Source organism: Streptomyces sp. SCSIO ZS0520 (assembly GCF_025643355.1).
In the GTDB taxonomy this organism is placed as follows: Bacteria; Actinomycetota; Actinomycetes; order Streptomycetales; family Streptomycetaceae; genus Streptomyces; species Streptomyces physcomitrii.
This window is the reverse complement of the sequence record NZ_CP092644.1, coordinates 5,724,819-5,740,887: the sequence shown is the minus strand read 5'-3', so window position 1 is coordinate 5,740,887 and position 16,069 is coordinate 5,724,819. Positions and strand designations below refer to the sequence as shown.

At 72.9% G+C, this 16,069-nt stretch carries 12 protein-coding genes and 1 tRNA gene; 3 read left to right on the top strand and 10 right to left on the bottom strand.

All coding sequences use genetic code 11. The features are described from left to right. Positions 1–31: 31 nt before the first annotated feature. Entirely contained in the window at positions 32–1,663 is a 1,632-nt protein-coding gene (locus MID12_RS22890; RefSeq protein WP_263170412.1) for an FHA domain-containing protein, read from the top strand. A gap of 275 nt (positions 1,664–1,938) precedes the next feature. On the opposite strand, the gene MID12_RS22885 is transcribed toward MID12_RS22890, so the two are convergent. Then, positions 1,939–2,952: a methyltransferase domain-containing protein gene (locus tag MID12_RS22885; RefSeq protein ID WP_078845195.1), complete on the bottom strand. Its 1,014-nt coding sequence runs from the start codon at positions 2,950–2,952 to the stop codon at positions 1,939–1,941. 195 nt (positions 2,953–3,147) lie between these two features. Between MID12_RS22885 and MID12_RS22880 the strand changes: the two genes are divergently transcribed. Beyond that, the gene (locus tag MID12_RS22880) at positions 3,148–3,561 is read left to right on the top strand and encodes a globin (RefSeq protein WP_040253533.1); all 414 of its coding nucleotides are present in this window, start codon (positions 3,148–3,150) and stop codon (positions 3,559–3,561) included. A gap of 36 nt (positions 3,562–3,597) precedes the next feature. On the opposite strand, the gene MID12_RS22875 is transcribed toward MID12_RS22880, so the two are convergent. The 7 genes from MID12_RS22875 to MID12_RS22845 form a co-directional block, all read right to left on the bottom strand. Continuing rightward, positions 3,598–4,314, bottom strand: coding sequence for a hypothetical protein (locus MID12_RS22875; protein WP_263170409.1), 717 nt, complete (start codon positions 4,312–4,314; stop codon positions 3,598–3,600). Beyond that, entirely contained in the window at positions 4,311–4,757 is a 447-nt protein-coding gene (locus MID12_RS22870) for an acyl-CoA thioesterase (protein ID WP_040253527.1), read from the bottom strand. Before MID12_RS22870 ends, MID12_RS22875 begins: the two co-directional genes overlap by 4 nt. A gap of 8 nt (positions 4,758–4,765) precedes the next feature. After that, a complete protein-coding gene (gene ettA / locus MID12_RS22865) occupies positions 4,766–6,430 on the bottom strand; it encodes an energy-dependent translational throttle protein EttA (RefSeq protein ID WP_040253526.1) in 1,665 nt (554 codons plus the stop codon). 197 nt (positions 6,431–6,627) lie between these two features. After that, entirely contained in the window at positions 6,628–8,025 is a 1,398-nt protein-coding gene (locus MID12_RS22860) for a TQXA domain-containing protein (protein WP_263170408.1), read from the bottom strand. Positions 8,026–8,431: 406 nt separating this feature from the next. Beyond that, positions 8,432–9,067 (bottom strand): single-stranded DNA-binding protein, encoded by a 636-nt coding sequence (locus MID12_RS22855; protein WP_263170406.1) that lies wholly within the window; start codon positions 9,065–9,067, stop codon positions 8,432–8,434. Positions 9,068–9,200: 133 nt separating this feature from the next. Then, entirely contained in the window at positions 9,201–11,039 is a 1,839-nt protein-coding gene (locus MID12_RS22850; RefSeq protein ID WP_411577076.1) for a YfjP family GTPase, read from the bottom strand. A 362-nt stretch (positions 11,040–11,401) separates the two neighbouring features. Next, a complete protein-coding gene (locus MID12_RS22845) occupies positions 11,402–13,201 on the bottom strand; it encodes a GTPase domain-containing protein (protein ID WP_052482571.1) in 1,800 nt (599 codons plus the stop codon). Positions 13,202–13,457: 256 nt separating this feature from the next. On the opposite strand from MID12_RS22845, the gene MID12_RS22840 reads away from it, so the two are divergent. Then, a tRNA-Arg gene (locus MID12_RS22840) sits at positions 13,458–13,533 on the top strand. A gap of 461 nt (positions 13,534–13,994) precedes the next feature. Here the strand turns inward: MID12_RS22840 and MID12_RS22835 are convergent. Next, a complete protein-coding gene (locus MID12_RS22835) occupies positions 13,995–14,567 on the bottom strand; it encodes a hypothetical protein (protein ID WP_263170403.1) in 573 nt (190 codons plus the stop codon). A 137-nt stretch (positions 14,568–14,704) separates the two neighbouring features. Then, positions 14,705–16,042 carry a serine/threonine-protein kinase gene (locus MID12_RS22830; protein ID WP_263170401.1) on the bottom strand — a complete coding sequence of 446 codons (1,338 nt, stop codon included), beginning with the start codon at positions 16,040–16,042 and terminating at the stop codon, positions 14,705–14,707. Positions 16,043–16,069: the final 27 nt, after the last annotated feature.

Genomic DNA, 16,069 nt, shown 5'->3' with positions numbered 1-16,069 from the left:
GGGCCGGAGAAGGAAAGGGGGAGGCGCCACCATGCCGACCTGCCCGAACGGACACCAGTCGGGTTCCGACGACTGGTGCGAGGTCTGCGGTCACCGCATGGCCGGAGCCGTACCGCCTCCCCCGCCCCCGCCACCGCCCGGCGGCACCTACGGCTACCCGCAGCCCGGGGCCGGCTACGGCTACCCGGGCCCCGGCGGCCCGGGCGGCCCACCACCCCCGCCCGGCGCGGGAGGACCACCGCCGCCACCTGGCGCGGGGGGCCCGCCGCCGCCTCCCGGCGCGGGCGGCCGGCCGCACCTCTCGGCCGTACCCGACCCGGCACCCGAGCCCCAGCTGTGCCCGCAGTGCCGCACCCCGCGTGAGGGCGGAGCGCCCTTCTGCGAGGAGTGCCGCTGGAACTTCCTCACCAATACGGCGACTTCGTACACCCCCGCGGCACCCAACTCACCGCTGCCCGGCGGCCCGGGCGGACCCGGCGGACCCGGTCAGGGCGGCCACGGCTTCGGCGGACCCGGCGGCCCGGGGATGCCTCCCGGCCCACAGGGGGGCAACCCCTTCCCGCAGCAGGGCCCGCCGCCCGGCCAGGACGCGTACGAGTACCAGGGGTCGCGCCCCTCGCAGATGAACCGGCCTGCGGAACCGTTGCCTCAGGGGCCTGGCGGGCCTGGACCCGGCGGGCCTGGCGGGTATGGGTATCCCGGGCAGGGGGGACCGCAGGGGCCTGGTGGGCCCGGTGGGTTCCCGGGGCCGGATGGTCCTGGCGGATACGCGGGGCAGGACGGGCCTGGCGGATACCCGGGGCCGGGTGGCCCGCAGGGGCCCGGCGGTCCCAACGGGCCTGGTGCGCCTGGCGGGTTCCCGGGTCAGGGTGGACCGGGCGGGCCCGGGATGCCTCCGGGTGGACCGCAAGGGCCTGGCGGTCCCCACGGTCCGGGGCAGAACGGCCCGGGTCAGCACGGGCCGGGGCAGAACGGGCCCGGTCAGCACGGTGGTGGGCCGGAAGGGCCCGGAAGTCCGGGTGGTGGCGGGGCGCCGCAGGCGTTCCAGCAGCCGGGGCCGCCCCCGGCCTTCCCGCAGAGCGGGGACCGTCAAGGTGTCCCCCAGCCTCAGATGCCGCCCGGCCCGGCCTTCGGCGGCGAGGACGACTGGGTCCTCTCACCGCCCTCGGCCCCGGCGGGCGGCCCCGGCCCCGAGGGCTGGAACGGCCAGGGCGGCGCCCAGCAGACGCAGCCCCCGCAGGCGTACCCGGCGCCGGGCACCAACTGGTCGATCACCATCGGCCCCGACCGCGAGTACTTCATGGCGATGATGCAGCGTTCGGGTCCGGAGGCCGCGGGGCTCAACCTGCCCGCGTACTCCCCCGAACAGCAGCGCCCGCTCACCGGCAACCAGATCACCATCGGCCGCCGGCGCCACTCGACGGGTGACACCCCGGACATCGACCTGTCGGTGCCGCCGGAGGACCCGGGCGTCTCGCATCAGCACGCGATGCTGGTGCAGCAGCCGGACGGATCCTGGGCGGTCGTGGACCAGAACTCCACGAACGGCACCACGGTCAACGGCGGCGAGGAACCGATCCAGCCGTTCGTTCCGGTACCGCTTCAGGACGGGGACCGGGTACACGTGGGGGCTTGGACGACGATCCGGGTTCGGCGGGGCTGAGGCTGGGCGACGGATCCGGCGGGTCCAGCGGGTCCAGCGGGTCCAGCGGGTCCAGCGGGTCCAGCGGGTCCAGCGGGTCCAGCGGGTCCAGCGGGTCCAGCGGGTCGGAGGCTAGACGGGAGCGTCGGGAGCCGGGGCTGCCGGGGGCTGACAGGTGACGTCTGACACCTGACAGATAACAGCTGACGGATGACGGATGACGGATATCGATATCTGTCATCCGTCAGCTGTTATCTGTTACCCGTCACCTGCTCCCCCGCCCCGCCACCACCACCTCACAACTGCCACCGATAAGCCCCCTCCGGATCATCCAGCCAAGCCCACTGCCGGTCCCCGTACACGGTGATGCCGAAGCGTTCGCGCCGCGGTGCGCCCTCCGCCTCCCAGACCGCGAGGGCCTCCTCCGGATCGAGGGCGCCCGCGCTGAGCGTGGCGAGGAAGCGGAACCCGTCGTCGCCGAGTACGCGCGGGGGCAGCCCCGAGAGCACCAGTTCCCTGTCCGGGCGGGCGGTTCCGCGCAGCGGCACGAAGAAGGCCGAGGTCTCCAGGAAGCGGCCCTCCGCCTGCGTCGGCCCCTGTACGTCCAGCGCGATCAGCCCGGTGGACAGCGGCGCGAGGATCCGGGCACCCGGCGCGCACTGCTGGAGCCAGGGACCGGGGATCGAGGCGAGCGTGCAGGTGGCGATGATGCGGTCGAAGGGGGCGCGCGGCGGGCAGCCGAGGAAGCCGTCGCCCGTCACCACCGCCGGTGCCCAGCCCGCGGCGGCCAGATGGCTCCGGGCGGACTCGGTGATCTCCGGGTCGAGGTCCACCGTGGTGACCCGGTCCTCCCCCACCCGGGCGGCGAGCAACGCGGCGTTGTACCCGGTACCGGCGCCGATCTCGAGCACCCGGTCCCCGTCCCGTACCCGCAGATCGGTGAGCATCCGGGCCATCAGGGAGGGCTGGCTGCTGGAGGAGAGGAGTTCGCCGTCCCTGATGCGGGTGGCGAGCGGGCCGTCCGTATAGGCGCCGCGTACCCAGCTCAGGCGGCGTTCGGGGTCCGGGTCCTCGCCCCACAGCCGCTCGTAGCCTCCGACGACCCCGATGTAGTACCAGGGCACGAAGAGGTGGCGCGGCACCGAGGCGAAGATCTCCTGCCAGACCGTGTCCCCGTCGAAGGCGCCGCGCGCCGCGATCTGCCGGACGAGGTCGACGCGTGCCCGGTCCGCCTCCGCCTCCAGTGCCTGCTCGCGCAGGCCCGGTGCGTACGGCTGTGCGCGTTCGGTGTCCCCTCGCTGCTTGCCCATGACTCCACTGTCCTGCGGCGCCCCGCCCGAAGCGAGGCGCATCGCACGGAACACGGCATCATCGCCGGATCACCCGCGTCCGGCGAGGGTCACAGGGGGCTCACCCGGGGCTCGTGCCGGACCCGGATATCCCCGCGCACGGCCGGGCGGGGGCCGGTCCTAGGTCCGGGGTCCTCGTTCACCGCATCTGAGACGATGGACGGTGTGAATGAGATTCCGCGCGGCACGCTTCAGGAGCAGACCTTCTACGAGCAGATCGGCGGCGAGGAGACCTTCCGGCGCCTGGTGCACCGTTTCTACGAGGGAGTCGCCGAGGACCCGATACTCCGGCCCATGTACCCGGAGGAGGACCTCGGACCGGCCGAGGAGCGCTTCACGCTGTTCCTGATGCAGTACTGGGGCGGCCCGACCACCTACAGCCAGCACCGCGGCCACCCGCGGCTGCGGATGCGGCACGCGCCGTTCGCCGTCGACCGCGCGGCGCACGACGCCTGGCTGAAGCACATGCGGACCGCGCTCGACGAGCTGGGTCTCACCGAGGAGCAGGACCGCACCCTGTGGAACTACCTCACCTACGCCGCCGCCTCGATGGTCAACACGGCGGGCTGACCGGGGCTCTCCCACCCCGCAGCCAGCCGTCCGGTCTCAGCCCGCCCGCCGCCCCCGCGCGGGCATGACGCTCAGCTGCGCCGAGGATCCCGACCTGCGGACCGCGATGGACCCGTAGTCCGTGCGGAGCCGCAGCCAGGGGCCGGTGGCGAGCAGGGCCAGTCCGGGTTCGCGTCCCGGGGCGGCGGGGCGCAGGAAGCCGAGGGAGTGGGCGGCGTGGGCGGCCCGCAGCGGGAGCCCGCCCTCGCCGAGGGAGCGGGACCAGAGGTCGTTGCCGATCCGGTCGAGCGCCTCGCGGGTGCGTTCCTCGGGCGCCAACTGCTCGGTGCGGGTACGGAATTCGGCGACGGCGGCGCCGACCGCCGCGCGTATCCGCTCGGGTGCGGGCAGCCCGGGCACCTCGCGCCAGCCGCCGCGCGGGGGCAGCACGCCCGCCCAGGACGGGCCGGTGACGGGCTGGGGCACCAGGGCCGTACCGGCCCCTTCGTCGATCTGCTCCAGGAGTTCGCCCGCGGAGGCGGTGAGGTCGAGGACCGCGTCGAGCCCGTGCTCGTACGGCTTCGCCAGGCGGGCCGTGCGGATGGCGAGCACCTCGAAGGAGGCCGGGCGGCCGAAGACGGCCAGGGTGGTCCCGCTGGCCTGGACGCGTACCGCCGCCGCCTTGTCGTAGTGGAGCAGGCGGGTCAGGAAGGCGGCGAGGTCCGCCGCCTCCCCGGTGTCGGCGAAGTGCACTGTGGGCCTGGGGGCCGTCATGCGGCTCGCGTCCCCGCGTCCTCGCCCGGCTCGGCCAGGTACTTGGTCAGGAAGGACTTCTCCTCCGCGCTGATCCGGCGCGGACGCTGGGTCTGGAGGTTGTACGGGACGACCAGCGTGGAGGCGCGGACGTAGATCTCCTCCGCGCCCTCCTCGTCCTTGATCTCGTAGGCGATGGTCAGCGAGGCCGCCGAGATCTTGGTGACCCAGGACTCCACGAGCACCGGCTCGTGCCGGTGGACGAGGGGCCGCAGGTAGTCGATCTGGTGGCGGGCCACGACGGAGCCGCCCGAGAACGAGGGCGAACCGTCGCCCGGCGCCAGCCGGAACATGAAGTCGATGCGGGCCTCCTCCAGATAGCGGAGGAAGACCACATTGTTGACGTGGCCGAAGGCATCCATGTCCGACCAGCGCAACGGGCAGCGGTAGAGGTGGCGCGCCACGAGATCCCTCAGCCTCGCGTGAGCTTCTTGTAGGTGGCGCGGTGCGGACGCGCGGCGTCCGGGCCGAGCCGCTCGATCTTGTTCTTCTCGTAGGACTCGAAGTTGCCCTCGAACCAGAACCACTTCGAGTCGCCCTCGTAGGCGAGGATGTGCGTCGCCACCCGGTCCAGGAACCAGCGGTCGTGGGAGACGACCACGGCGCAGCCCGGGAACTCCAGGAGGGCGTTCTCCAGCGAGGACAGGGTCTCCACGTCGAGGTCGTTGGTCGGCTCGTCGAGGAGGAGGAGGTTGCCGCCCTGCTTGAGGGTGAGCGCGAGGTTGAGGCGGTTGCGCTCACCGCCGGAGAGGACGCCCGCGGGCTTCTGCTGGTCCGGGCCCTTGAAGCCGAAGGCCGAGACATAGGCGCGGGAGGGCATCTCGACCTGGCCGACGTTGATGTAGTCGAGCTCGTCGGAGACGACCGCCCACAGGGTCTTCTTCGGGTCGATGTTCTCGCGGCTCTGGTCGACGTAGCTGATCTTGACCGTGTCGCCGACCTTGATGGAACCGGCGTCCGGCTCCTCCAGGCCCTGGATCATCTTGAACAGGGTGGTCTTGCCCGCGCCGTTCGGGCCGATGACGCCGACGATGCCGTTGCGCGGCAGGGTGAAGCTCAGGTCGTCGACGAGGACCTTGTCGCCGAAGGCCTTGCTGAGGTGCTCGACCTCGACGACGACGCTGCCCAGGCGCGGGCCCGGCGGGATCTGGATCTCCTCGAAGTCCAGCTTCCGCATCTTGTCCGCCTCGGCGGCCATCTCCTCGTAACGGGCAAGGCGCGCCTTGGACTTGGCCTGGCGCCCCTTGGCGTTGGAGCGGACCCACTCCAGCTCCTCGCGCAGCCGCTTCTGCCGCTTGGCGTCCTTGGCGCCTTCGACCTTCAGCCGGGTCTGCTTGGTCTCCAGGTACGTGGAGTAGTTGCCCTCGTAGCCGATGGCGCGGCCGCGGTCGAGTTCGAGGATCCAGCCCGCGACGTTGTCGAGGAAGTACCGGTCGTGGGTGATGGCCACGACGGTGCCCGGGTACTTGGCGAGGTGCTGCTCCAGCCACTGCACCGACTCGGCGTCGAGGTGGTTGGTGGGCTCGTCGAGGAGGAGCAGGTCGGGGGCTTCGAGCAGCAGCTTGCACAGGGCGACGCGGCGCTTCTCACCACCGGAGAGGGTGGTGACCGCCCAGTCGCCGGGCGGGCAGCCGAGGGCGTCCATGGCCTGCTCCAGCTGGGCGTCGAGGTCCCAGGCGTTGGCGTGGTCCAGGTCCTCCTGGAGCTTGCCCATCTCCTCCATCAGCTCGTCGGTGTAGTCGGTCGCCATCTGCTCGGCGATCTCGTTGAACCGGTTGAGCTTGCCCTTGACCTCGGCGACGCCGTCCTCGACGTTCTGCAGCACCGTCTTGGTCTCGTCGAGCGGGGGCTCCTGGAGCAGGATGCCGACGCTGTAGCCGGGCGAGAGGAAGGCGTCACCGTTCGACGGCTGCTCCAGGCCCGCCATGATCTTCAGCACCGTCGACTTACCGGCGCCGTTCGGACCCACGACACCGATCTTCGCGCCGGGCAGGAAGCTCAGCGTCACGTCGTCAAGGATCACCTTGTCGCCGTGCGCCTTGCGTGTCTTGCGCATCGTGTAGATGTACTCAGCCAAGAGAAACCGTCCGGCAGCTTGAATCCTGCAGTGTCATTAGCGACTCCGCCGCATGAGGGCAGACGTACACCATCTTGCCGTACGGGCCGTGCGCTGCGAAAACCGCCTGGTGAGGCCGCACCCGGCCGCAGCTGGGGGTTCGGCCCCGCGAGGCCCCTGGGGCGGGTGGCACGGGAGGGCTCACCGCCCGCCCGGGCTCAGCTCCCGGAACCGTCCGCGTCCGGCGCACCGGCCTCGGCGTCCGCCTTCCTCCTGCGCACCAGGAAGAGCGCGCCGCCGCCGAGGACGACCAGGGCGACCGCGATCCCGGCGAGCAACGGCGTCGAGCTGGAGCTGCCCGAGTCCGCCAGGTCGGCGTCGACCTGGGTGCCGCCGACCGTGGCCGTACCGGGGCCGGAGGTCAGCTGGGCGGTCGTCCCGGCCGGGATGTCGCCCTGGGTCCGGCAGTCGAGCACCCCCTTGAACCTCTTGGCGAAGCCGTGCACCCCGGTGATGGTGAAGTCGTAGGCCTGGTCCTCCTGGAGCGGAACCGTCACGGTCTGTGAGCCGCCCGCCTCGATCACGTACGTGAAGCCCATCAGCCGGAAGCTGAAGTCCTCGTCGCCCTGGTTGGAGGCGGTGAGGGCGATCCCGTCGTCCGCGCACCTCTCCTTCGCCGTGAGTCCGGGAACCGCCCCGGAACCGGCCCAGTTGGCGGTCGCCGCGGCCGAGACCGTCGACTCGCTGGACCCGGCGAGGACCTGGGTCGGCCCCCGGGTGTCCGAGGTGAAGGCCCGGCCGACGGGCACCTTGGTGGAAGCCTGCACGGTGAGCGCCGCGGTGCCGTCCATGGCGCCCGAGGGCACGTCGAGGTAGACCTTGCTGCCGTTGCCCGCCGAAGTGACCCGCTTGCCGTCCTTGTCCACGACCTTCACCCCGCTCGCCGTGGAGTCGGCGGGCGGCAGCACGCTGACGCTGTCCGCGGTGGTGCGGATCGTCACCGGGCCGAGCCGCTCCCCCGGGTGCCCGGAGAGCGCCGCAGGCTCCAGGGCGAGCGAGGCCTTCGGCTCCGCGAGCCCGCGGGCGTGCCGCTGGAGGTAGTCCGCGAGGCGCTCGGCGTCCGGATCGGCGGCCGTGACCTCCGCGCCGTCCGAGTAGCGCCAGATCGCGACCTGGGTGCCCGCGGCGGCGTCCTCCTCGGAGAGGTGCTTGGCCCCGGCCTTCTCGGCCAGCGCGCCGAGGTCGTTGACCTGGGGGTAGGAGTGCTGGAGTATCCAGCGGATCCTGCCCGCCTGCCGGTTGGCCCCCAGCGAGGTGCTGCTCCAGTCGGCCTCCTGGTACTTGGCGTCTTTCTGCGTGGGGCTGTGCAGATCGACGCCGTAGGTGAGCAGGGAGCCGCCGCCCTCGACGGACATCTCGAAGAGCCCGGCGGATATACGCCGTTCCCCTCCGCTCTCGCGGACCACGGCCTCCCCGTGCGTACGCGAGGAGCCGAGCGCCGCCGAGGCACCGCCCTGGTGGTGCGGGATTTCCTGCGCCACCGCGTCCCCGGCGGTGACCGCGATTCCCCCGGCGGTCATCAGCCCCGCGGCGAGCACGGGCGCGGCCCGCCGCATACGCGGACGCCGACAGCGGAGGGTGCGTTCCGTGGTGCCGCTCGTGCCGGATCGCGCGCGTACCGCCGAGAACGCAGAAAACACAGAATTCCCCTCCAGGTGGGTGCGCTTGGCGCGGGCCGACCACTCCCACCAGCAGATTCAGATGCCCCGTGAACTATCCCGGCATCCTAGGAGCGGGGCCCGAGGTGTTCGCGGATCTTGTACGGAGACCGCACATCCGAATCGGAATTGTTATCGCGGGAGGGTGTAACGAGCTGGGCTTATCGACAAATCCATGCGGCTCTCCGAACGTCATTCACCGATAAGCCGCAGTTCGGTCACCTCGGAATTTCCTGTTCCGGAAATCCCGGCCACAGCACGCGCGTTGCCGGACCGAGACCACCGACGGCCGCGGGTCTCGTCCTCAGCCCATCACCACCTCCTGCTGCTGTTCCCGGGACTGCTGGGACTGCTGGGGCTGCTGTTGCTGTTGCTGTTGCTGTTGCTGTTGCTGTTGCTGCGAGGGAGGGGCCACCGTGAAGTCCGGTTCCGGCAGGCCCGGTCCGGGCAGGCCCGGCGGCGAACCCGGCTGCAGCCCGGCCGGGGCGGGCGCCTGCCCCTTCACCCCCTGCCACGTCGCCATCGCCTGCTGCGGCTGTTGTGTCTGCTGCGTCTGCTGCGTCTGCTGGCCACCCGCGTACTCGGGCCGTGCGCGCCGGAAGGCCGCGGTGCCGCGCGCGAGGTCGTGGCCGATGGCGGTGGCCTCGATGTCGACCGAGGACCAGTGCTGGCCCCCGCGGTCCTCGCTGCGCACCTTCAACCTGCCCTGCACCACCACCGGCTCGCCCAGGCCGAGCGAGGCCGCCGCGTTGACGCCGAGCGCCCGCCGGGCCCAGACCGTGTAGAAGTTGGTGTGCCCGTCGACCCAGGCGTCCTTGGCGGGGTCGTGGTACCGGGAGGTCGCCGCGATCCGGAACCGGGTCACCGGCCCCGTGGCCGTCTCCCGGTAGACCGGAGCCGTGGCGACGTTGCCGACGACGCTCACCGTGGTCTCGTTCATGTCGTGCCCTCCCTCGTCCTGCGCCGCCGAAGCACGGGGCGCCCTGCGGACGGCAACGGGCCCCTTCCCGTACGGCTCCGTCCGCGTGTGCACAGACTGCCGTGCCGAGAAGGGGCCCGCTCGAGCCTGTGGATCACCGACGGCTTGTGGACAACTCCCTCACCCGTGAGGGTGAGTACGCCTCCCGCGCCGAGGAGGAGTACGCCTCCCGCGAGGGCGCGTACACCTCGGTACGGACCGCCCCCGCGGCCTTCGCGTACTGCTCCCGCACCTCGCGGTAGCGCAGCAGTTCCGAGGCCACCGGTTCGAGGACGCGGGCCCGGCCGCAGGCGCCGGCCGCCTCGCGCAGCCGGCGCTCGGCCTCCGCTCCGTAGCGCCGGGCCGGGCCGCGTGCCGCGATCCGGCAGGTCCACTCGACGAGCGGCCCGCCGAGGATGCCGAGGACCATCAGCAGGGCGGGGACGCCGAGGTTGGGCGGGCAGACCCGGGCGATCTGGGCGAGCAGCCAGAGCGCGCCGACCACCTGGAGCAGCGTCATGGCGCCCTGGGCGAGCACCGCCGCGGGCCACCAGCCGGGCTTCGGCGGCCGCCGCCCGGGCGCCAGCGAGTCGGCGCTCAACCGGTCGAGGGCCTCCGGGAGTTCCTCGGCCCCGCGGGCGGCGGCCTCCCGTACGGCCTGGGCCCAGGGCGCGGGCAGCCCCTGTGCGGCCCGGTCGGAGAGGGTGCGTACGGCCTGCTCGACCCGCTGCCGGGCGGCCGCCTCCTCCTGCGCCTGGTCCGGTCGGCTCTCCTCGGCCGCCTCCGGGCCGCGCTTGTCCTTCGCCCAGCGCCAGAGCCGCAGCCAAGGGGTGCCGCAGGCCCGTCCCGCGTTCCTGCGCCAGGCCCGCTCGGCCGTCTCGCCCGCGGCGAGCGCGCCCACCGAGTCCGCGAGCCGCGCGCCGAACTCCTCCCGTGCCTCCTCGCTCAGGCCCACCCCGGGCCCGGGCTCGTAGACCGGCCGGAGCCCGACCGCCGCCGCGTCCAGATCGGCCGCGATCCGCCGGGCCGCGGCACCCCGCTCCTGTACGAACTGCCCCAGGCACTCGCGGAGTTCGCCCACCCCCGCCCCGGACAGCGCGGACACCGCGAGCACCGTCGCCCCCGGTTCTCCGTGCTCGCCGAGGGCCACCCCGTCCTCGTCGAGCAGCCGCCGCAGGTCGTCCAGGACCAGGTCGGCGCTGTCGCCGGGCAGCCGGTCGACCTGGTTGAGCACCAGGAAGGTGACCTCCGCGTGCCCCGCCATCGGCCGCAGATAGCGCTCGTGGAGCATGGCGTCCGCGTACTTCTCGGGGTCGAGGACCCAGATCACGGCGTCCACCAACTCCAGGATCCGGTCCACCTGTTCGCGGTGTTCGGGGGCCGCGGAGTCGTGGTCGGGGAGGTCCACCAGGACCATTCCCTCCAGCTCGGCGGCGTCGGGGCTCTGGACCGGCCTGCGGCGCAACCGGGCCGGAATGCCGAGGCGGTCCAGGAGCCGTCCGCTGCCCTCTCCCCAACTGCAGGCCAGCGGAAGGGCGGTGGTGGGCCTGCGCACCCCCGTCTCCGAAATGGTCACTCCGGCAAGGGCGTTGAAGAGGGCCGACTTGCCGCTGCCGGTGGCGCCCGCCACCGCGATCACGGTGTGCTCCCCGGACAGCCGCCGCCGCGCGTCCGATTCCTCCAGGACCCGCACCGCCTCGGCCAGGGTGTCCACGTCGAGCCGGGTACGCGAGAGCCCCACGAGTTCCCGCATCGCCTCCAGCCGCCCCTGCAACTCCCCGGTGAAGGCCAGCACTTCACCCCGCCCGCCACGCTGCGCCCCACCGGGGAAGGGGCCCGCTCCCGGCTGCTCCCCCTCCCCGTCCTCGGCGGCGCGCCGGGCGATGAGCCCGTCGTCCCAGGCGTCCAGCGGATCCGCCTCGGACTGCAACACCTCCGCGGGAGCGAGCGCCAACGCCTCGGCCCCGCCCGCGACTTCGCCCTCCACGACGGCCTCGCTCGCGGCGTCGCCCGGCGACTGCGACTGCGACGGGGGCTGCGGCTGCGGCTGCGCGGACCTCTCCGGCCGAACGGTCGCCTCGGTCTCCTCGGCCTCCTCAGACCTCTCGGCCTTCTCAGCTCGTTCCGCCCTCCCGGACCTCTCGGACCTCTCAGCCCACTCGGCCCTGTCGGACAGCTCGAACTGTCCGAACTGCTCGAACTGCTCGGATTTCTCAGCCGGGTTGACCTTCTCAGGCTCCTGCGGCCTCTTCGGTCCTGCCTGCTCCTGCGGCTGGTCGCGTTCTTCTTCCTGCTCCTGATGACCCGTCAGGGTGGTCACGCGGATCGCCTCTCCTTCTGCAGTACGGACAGTGCGGCAATCAGTCCCGCCTGCGGCTCGGGGCGTACGTCGAGGGCGTCCAGGGGGGCGAGACGGCGTTCACGTTCGGCGTGCAGGACCTTGTCGACGTAGGTGGCGAGCAGGGTGGTGCCGCGGTCTCGCAGCCGCAACGCGCCCAGTGCGCCGATGCGTTCGGCGAGGGTCTCGCCCGCGGCACGGGCCCGCCGCCCGCCGAGCAGCCCGGTGGCGAGGAGCGCGGCCACGGTCTCCGCGTCCGGCGCGGTCCCCTTGTCCAGGAGCCGCACCTCCTCCTCTGCGTACTCCTCGATGACGCGGCGCCAGCGGCGCACCGCGAGCCCGATCCGGTGCTCGGCGCTCTCGGGGTCCGGGTCGCGGGTGCTCAACCCCGCGGCGCCCGCGGCCGGTTCGTCCTGCCAGGCCGCCGCGATCTGCTCGTCGGCGGCGGTCACCGCGCACACCAGGAGCGTGCCGAGGCTCTCCACCACCGCGTCGAGCAGTTCGCCCGCCCCGCAGTCCACCGGATAGCTCCGCCAGCGCTGCAGGGCTCCGCCCGCGAGCACCCCGCCCGCCTCCAAACGCTCGCGCACCCGGCCGAGTTCGCGTACGTAGGCGTCCTCGACGGCGGCGGTCAGCCGCAGGGCGGCCGCGTACTGGGCGGCGACCGATCCCGCGAGCTCCGGCATCCGGGAGGCGAGCGAGGCGAGCACGCCCTGGGCGGTACGGACGGCCGCCCGCTGCCGGGCCTCGGTGTCCTGGGCGCGGGCGGCGAGCCAGCCGCGCAGCGGGGCGACCGCCGTGGCGGGCAGCAGCCCGCCGCCACCCGCCGATTCGGGCAGTTCGGGGACGGTGAAGCGGGGCACGCCCGCGAGTCCCGCCCGGTCGAGCAGGGCCCCGTACTGCCCGGAGACCTCGGTGAGCACCTGGTGCGGCACCCGGTCGAGGACGGTGACCAGGGTGGCGTCGTGCTCCTTGGCGCTGCGCAGCAGGTGCCAGGGGACGGCGTCGGCGTAGCGGGCGGCGGTCGTGACCATCACCCAGATGTCCGCCGCGCAGAGCAACTCGGCGGCGAGGACCCGGTTGTGGGCCACCAGGGAGTCGATGTCCGGCGCGTCGAGCAGGGCGAGTCCGCGCGGCAGGGTGGTGGCCGTCTCGATACGCAGCACGTACTCGCCCTCGGCGGCGGGCAGCTCGGCGCAAGGGTCGAGCCCCACAAGGCCGGTGAGCCCCTCGGCCGAGGCGTGCCCGGTGGCCGAGACCACCGGCGAGGCGCCGAACCGCCCCGGGCCACGCTCCCCGAAGACACCGCCGCCGCGCTCCGGGGCGCCGCCCTGCTCGGCCCCGGCGGGCGCCTCCTGCTGGGGCACCCACACCCGGGTCAGCTCGGGCAGCACCCGCAGATTGCTGAACCAGTGGTGGTCGTCGGGGTGGCAGACGAGTACCGGGGTACGTGTCGTCGGCCGCAGCACACCCGCCTCGCTGACCCGCCGCCCGACGAGCGAATTGACCAGGGTGGACTTGCCCGCCCCGGTCGAACCGCCGACGACGGCCAGCAACGGCGCCTCGGGGGCGCGGAGTCGGGGCACGAGGTAGTCGTCCAGCTGTGCGAGGAGTTCGTCCCGGTTGGCGCGCGCTCTCGGCGCACCAGGGAGGGGCAGCGGAAAACGCACCGCTGCGACACGATCGCGCAGTTCGCAGAGCGCTTCGAGCAGCTGAGGCCGTACATCCAAGGTCACCACATGCGAAGAATGCCCAATTTTGCTGTCTTTCTGAAGCATATGGGCGCTCCTGCGCGCCGACGGTACGCCCGAGGCGCAAGGGGCGGCGGGGGCGGGGGCATAACGAGTGCACAACACCCGCCACGACTGGCGCGAAAAGCGATGCGCGATTCGCACCTGCCTGCGAGTATCAGGACCGCTTCACCGAACCTCCACAACGTGGCGCGGAGGCGAAGCAACCGGGAGCACGACCCTGGAGCCCTATCCTTGGTCCCCGGCAAGGCAGGGCCCGACCGGCCCCGCCGACCGCACACCGGCCCCCGTAGCTCAGTGGATAGAGCAGGCGCCTTCTAAGCGCTTGGCCGCAGGTTCGAGTCCTGCCGGGGGCGCCACTGGCATCCCGTCAGATGTAACCGCTCTTGCCTGATCAGGCGACGCGCTCGGCCCGCACGGGCATCGGCCCTACGCCGCTTCGCCGGACGGTACGGGAGTCGCCGACACTCGCTGGAACTGACCTTCCACGGGCGTCTGCCCCCCCCATACACCCCAGCCAATCCCTCCCCATGCACCCGAAAAGCCCGCGCCGGGCAGCGCCGAAGGGTGGTGCGGAACCCCGCACTCTCGGGTTCCGCACCACCCTTGATCGCGTCGTTCCGCACCACCCTTGATCCCGTCCACGAAACCGCGTGGTCAGTCGTCCCCCTGCGGTCCGGCTTCAAGGGGCTTTGTCCGCCGCGCAGAACGAGCGTGCTCCGCGAACAGGAGCACGCCCAGCGCCCCGCCGGCCATGGTGAGCGAGCCGTCGGTGACCGCCTCGACGGCGTCGGGCGGACCCCCGCACCCCGGCCCCCCCTCACCCCTGCTGGCAGAACTCCACTTCCCCGGAGGTCTTCAGTGCCGTGGACGGGATCCACTGGGCCTCGGTGGTGAGCAGCCAGCGGGTGGTCTTCGCGGTGGGGCCGGAGTCGGTGTAGCAGAGGATCTCGGTGGTGGTGCCCTTGGCGAGGGTGGTGCGCCTGCGGTCGGCGGTGCTCGGGCCCTCGTAGGCGCCGGTGGACTTGGTGGTGGCCGCGACGCTCAGGTCGGGGCCGCAGTGGCGGGGCTCGGCTTCGAGGTCCACGTAGCGGGCGGAGACCCACTTGGCGTCGCCCTCGGCCGAGATGAGGTACCAGTCGGGGTTGCCGGAGACGCGGGTGCCCTTGGTCGCGCAGTCCACCGCGACCTCGGCTCCGTCCTGGAAGGTGTAGGTCGAGGGCGCGTGGGTGCTCGGGGCCTGGTGGGCGACGAGGCCGCCGTCGGCCTTCACGGTGCCGTGCGGAAACGTCTTGGCCTCGGCCTGCCCGGTCAGGGTCAGCGAGAGCGCGGCAGTGCCCAGCAGGGCGGCGGTGAGCCCGGCGGCGCGCGTACGACGGTGGCGGAACTGCATGGTGCTCCTCGGGTGCGGCGGTCCGGTCGACCGCGTTCACTCCGCAGAGAGTCCCGGGGCCCGAGGTTTGTTGCCGGGAGCCGCGAAAAACTTCGGATCCGCCGCCGGGCCAGGAACCCAGCACCAAGGAGGCCGGGTCAGGAACCCAGTACCAAGGAGAGCGCCAGCCAGGTCGCCACCGCCAGGACCGCAGCGAGCCCGAGCGAGGCCAGGGCCAGGCCCCAGGCGGGCAGCCGGGACTGGCGGGGGTGTACGGCGGGGGCCGGTTCACGTGCGGGTTCGGGGGGTACGGCCGAGGCCGGTTCGGGGCGTGAGGTCGGTCCGGGGCGTACGGCGAGGGCTGGTTCGCGTTCGGGGCGTACGTCGGGGGCCGGTTCGCTTTCAGGTTCAGGTTCAGGTTCGGCCGGTGGCGTTGCTTGCGTCGGTGGATTCGATGGCGTCGATGGCCTCAGTGGAGTCGGTGGCGTCGGCGCAGTCGGTGCGGCTTCCGTCGCGGAGGGAGTCTCGCGGACCTCCGTGGCGAACGGCGCCCTGCGCCCTGCGACCGGAAGCCCGGCGACCGGAAGGCCCCCCGCACCAGACCCCGTACGGTCCGCACCTGACTCCGCGCCCTCCTCGCCCCTCGCGCCGAAAGGCCTCCGCAGCCGCTGCGTGTCCTCCAACTCGGCCGCCAAGCCGCGCAGTTGGGCGGCGAGGGCAGCGGCAGTGGGCGGGCGGTGGTCCGGGGCGGCGGAGAGAGCGGAGTGGAGGAAGGCGTCCACGGTGGGGGGCAGGCCGAGTTCCGGGGCGAGGGGGGCGGGGGTGCGGTCGGCGGGGCGGACGGCTACGTCGGCGATGCTGGTCTCGTCCTCGAAGGGGCGCCGCCCGGTGAGCAGGACGTGGACGACGGCGGCGATGCCGTAGACGTCGACGCGCTGGTCGAGCGGGAGGCGGCCGTGGGCCTGTTCGGGGGCCATGTAGCCGGGGGTGCCGACCGCCATGGTCAGGCCGGAGGCCTCGGCGAGGCGCTTGGCCATGCCGAGGTCGGCGAGGACGACGCGGGGGGCACCGGCGATGCCGGAGGCGAGGAGCAGGTTGGCCGGTTTGAGGTCGCGGTGGATCACGCCGTGCTGGTGCAGTACCTCGACCGCCTCGGCGATCTCGGCACCCAGCCGCAGCGCCTCGGCGGGCGGCAGGGGGCCGGCGCAGAGGTCCTGCACGGTGCCGCGGTCGGCGTAGTCCATGACGAAGTAGGCGCGGCCGTCGGGGAGTCGGCCGATGTCGTAGACACCGATGACCCGCGGGTCGGTGATCCGCCGCAGCAGCCGTGCCTCGTCCAGGAAGCGGCCGCAGACATCGGCGTGATCCAGCCAGTTCTCCGCGATGATCTTGATGGCGACGGGGACCGCCAGTTCGTCGTCGCTGGCCTGCCAGACGGTGCTGAAGGCGCCCGCGCCGATCCGCCGCTGCACCCGGTAACGCCCGATCGCCTCCATGGGGCACCATGATGGCAGCCCGGCAGG

Bases quoted from the DNA above. Each gene is read 5' to 3' on its own strand.
- MID12_RS22855 (WP_263170406.1), bottom strand. From the start codon at position 9,067: ATGAACGAGACCACGGTGAGCGTCGTCGGCAACGTCGCCACGGCTCCG.
- MID12_RS22860 (WP_263170408.1), bottom strand. From the start codon at position 8,025: ATGCGGCGGGCCGCGCCCGTGCTCGCCGCGGGGCTGATGACCGCCGGG.
- MID12_RS22890 (WP_263170412.1), top strand. From the start codon at position 32: ATGCCGACCTGCCCGAACGGACACCAGTCGGGTTCCGACGACTGGTGC.
- MID12_RS22830 (WP_263170401.1), bottom strand. From the start codon at position 16,042: ATGGAGGCGATCGGGCGTTACCGGGTGCAGCGGCGGATCGGCGCGGGC.
- MID12_RS22845 (WP_052482571.1), bottom strand. From the start codon at position 13,201: ATGCTTCAGAAAGACAGCAAAATTGGGCATTCTTCGCATGTGGTGACC.
- MID12_RS22885 (WP_078845195.1), bottom strand. From the start codon at position 2,952: ATGGGCAAGCAGCGAGGGGACACCGAACGCGCACAGCCGTACGCACCG.
- MID12_RS22875 (WP_263170409.1), bottom strand. From the start codon at position 4,314: ATGACGGCCCCCAGGCCCACAGTGCACTTCGCCGACACCGGGGAGGCG.
- MID12_RS22835 (WP_263170403.1), bottom strand. From the start codon at position 14,567: ATGCAGTTCCGCCACCGTCGTACGCGCGCCGCCGGGCTCACCGCCGCC.
- MID12_RS22880 (WP_040253533.1), top strand. From the start codon at position 3,148: ATGGACGGTGTGAATGAGATTCCGCGCGGCACGCTTCAGGAGCAGACC.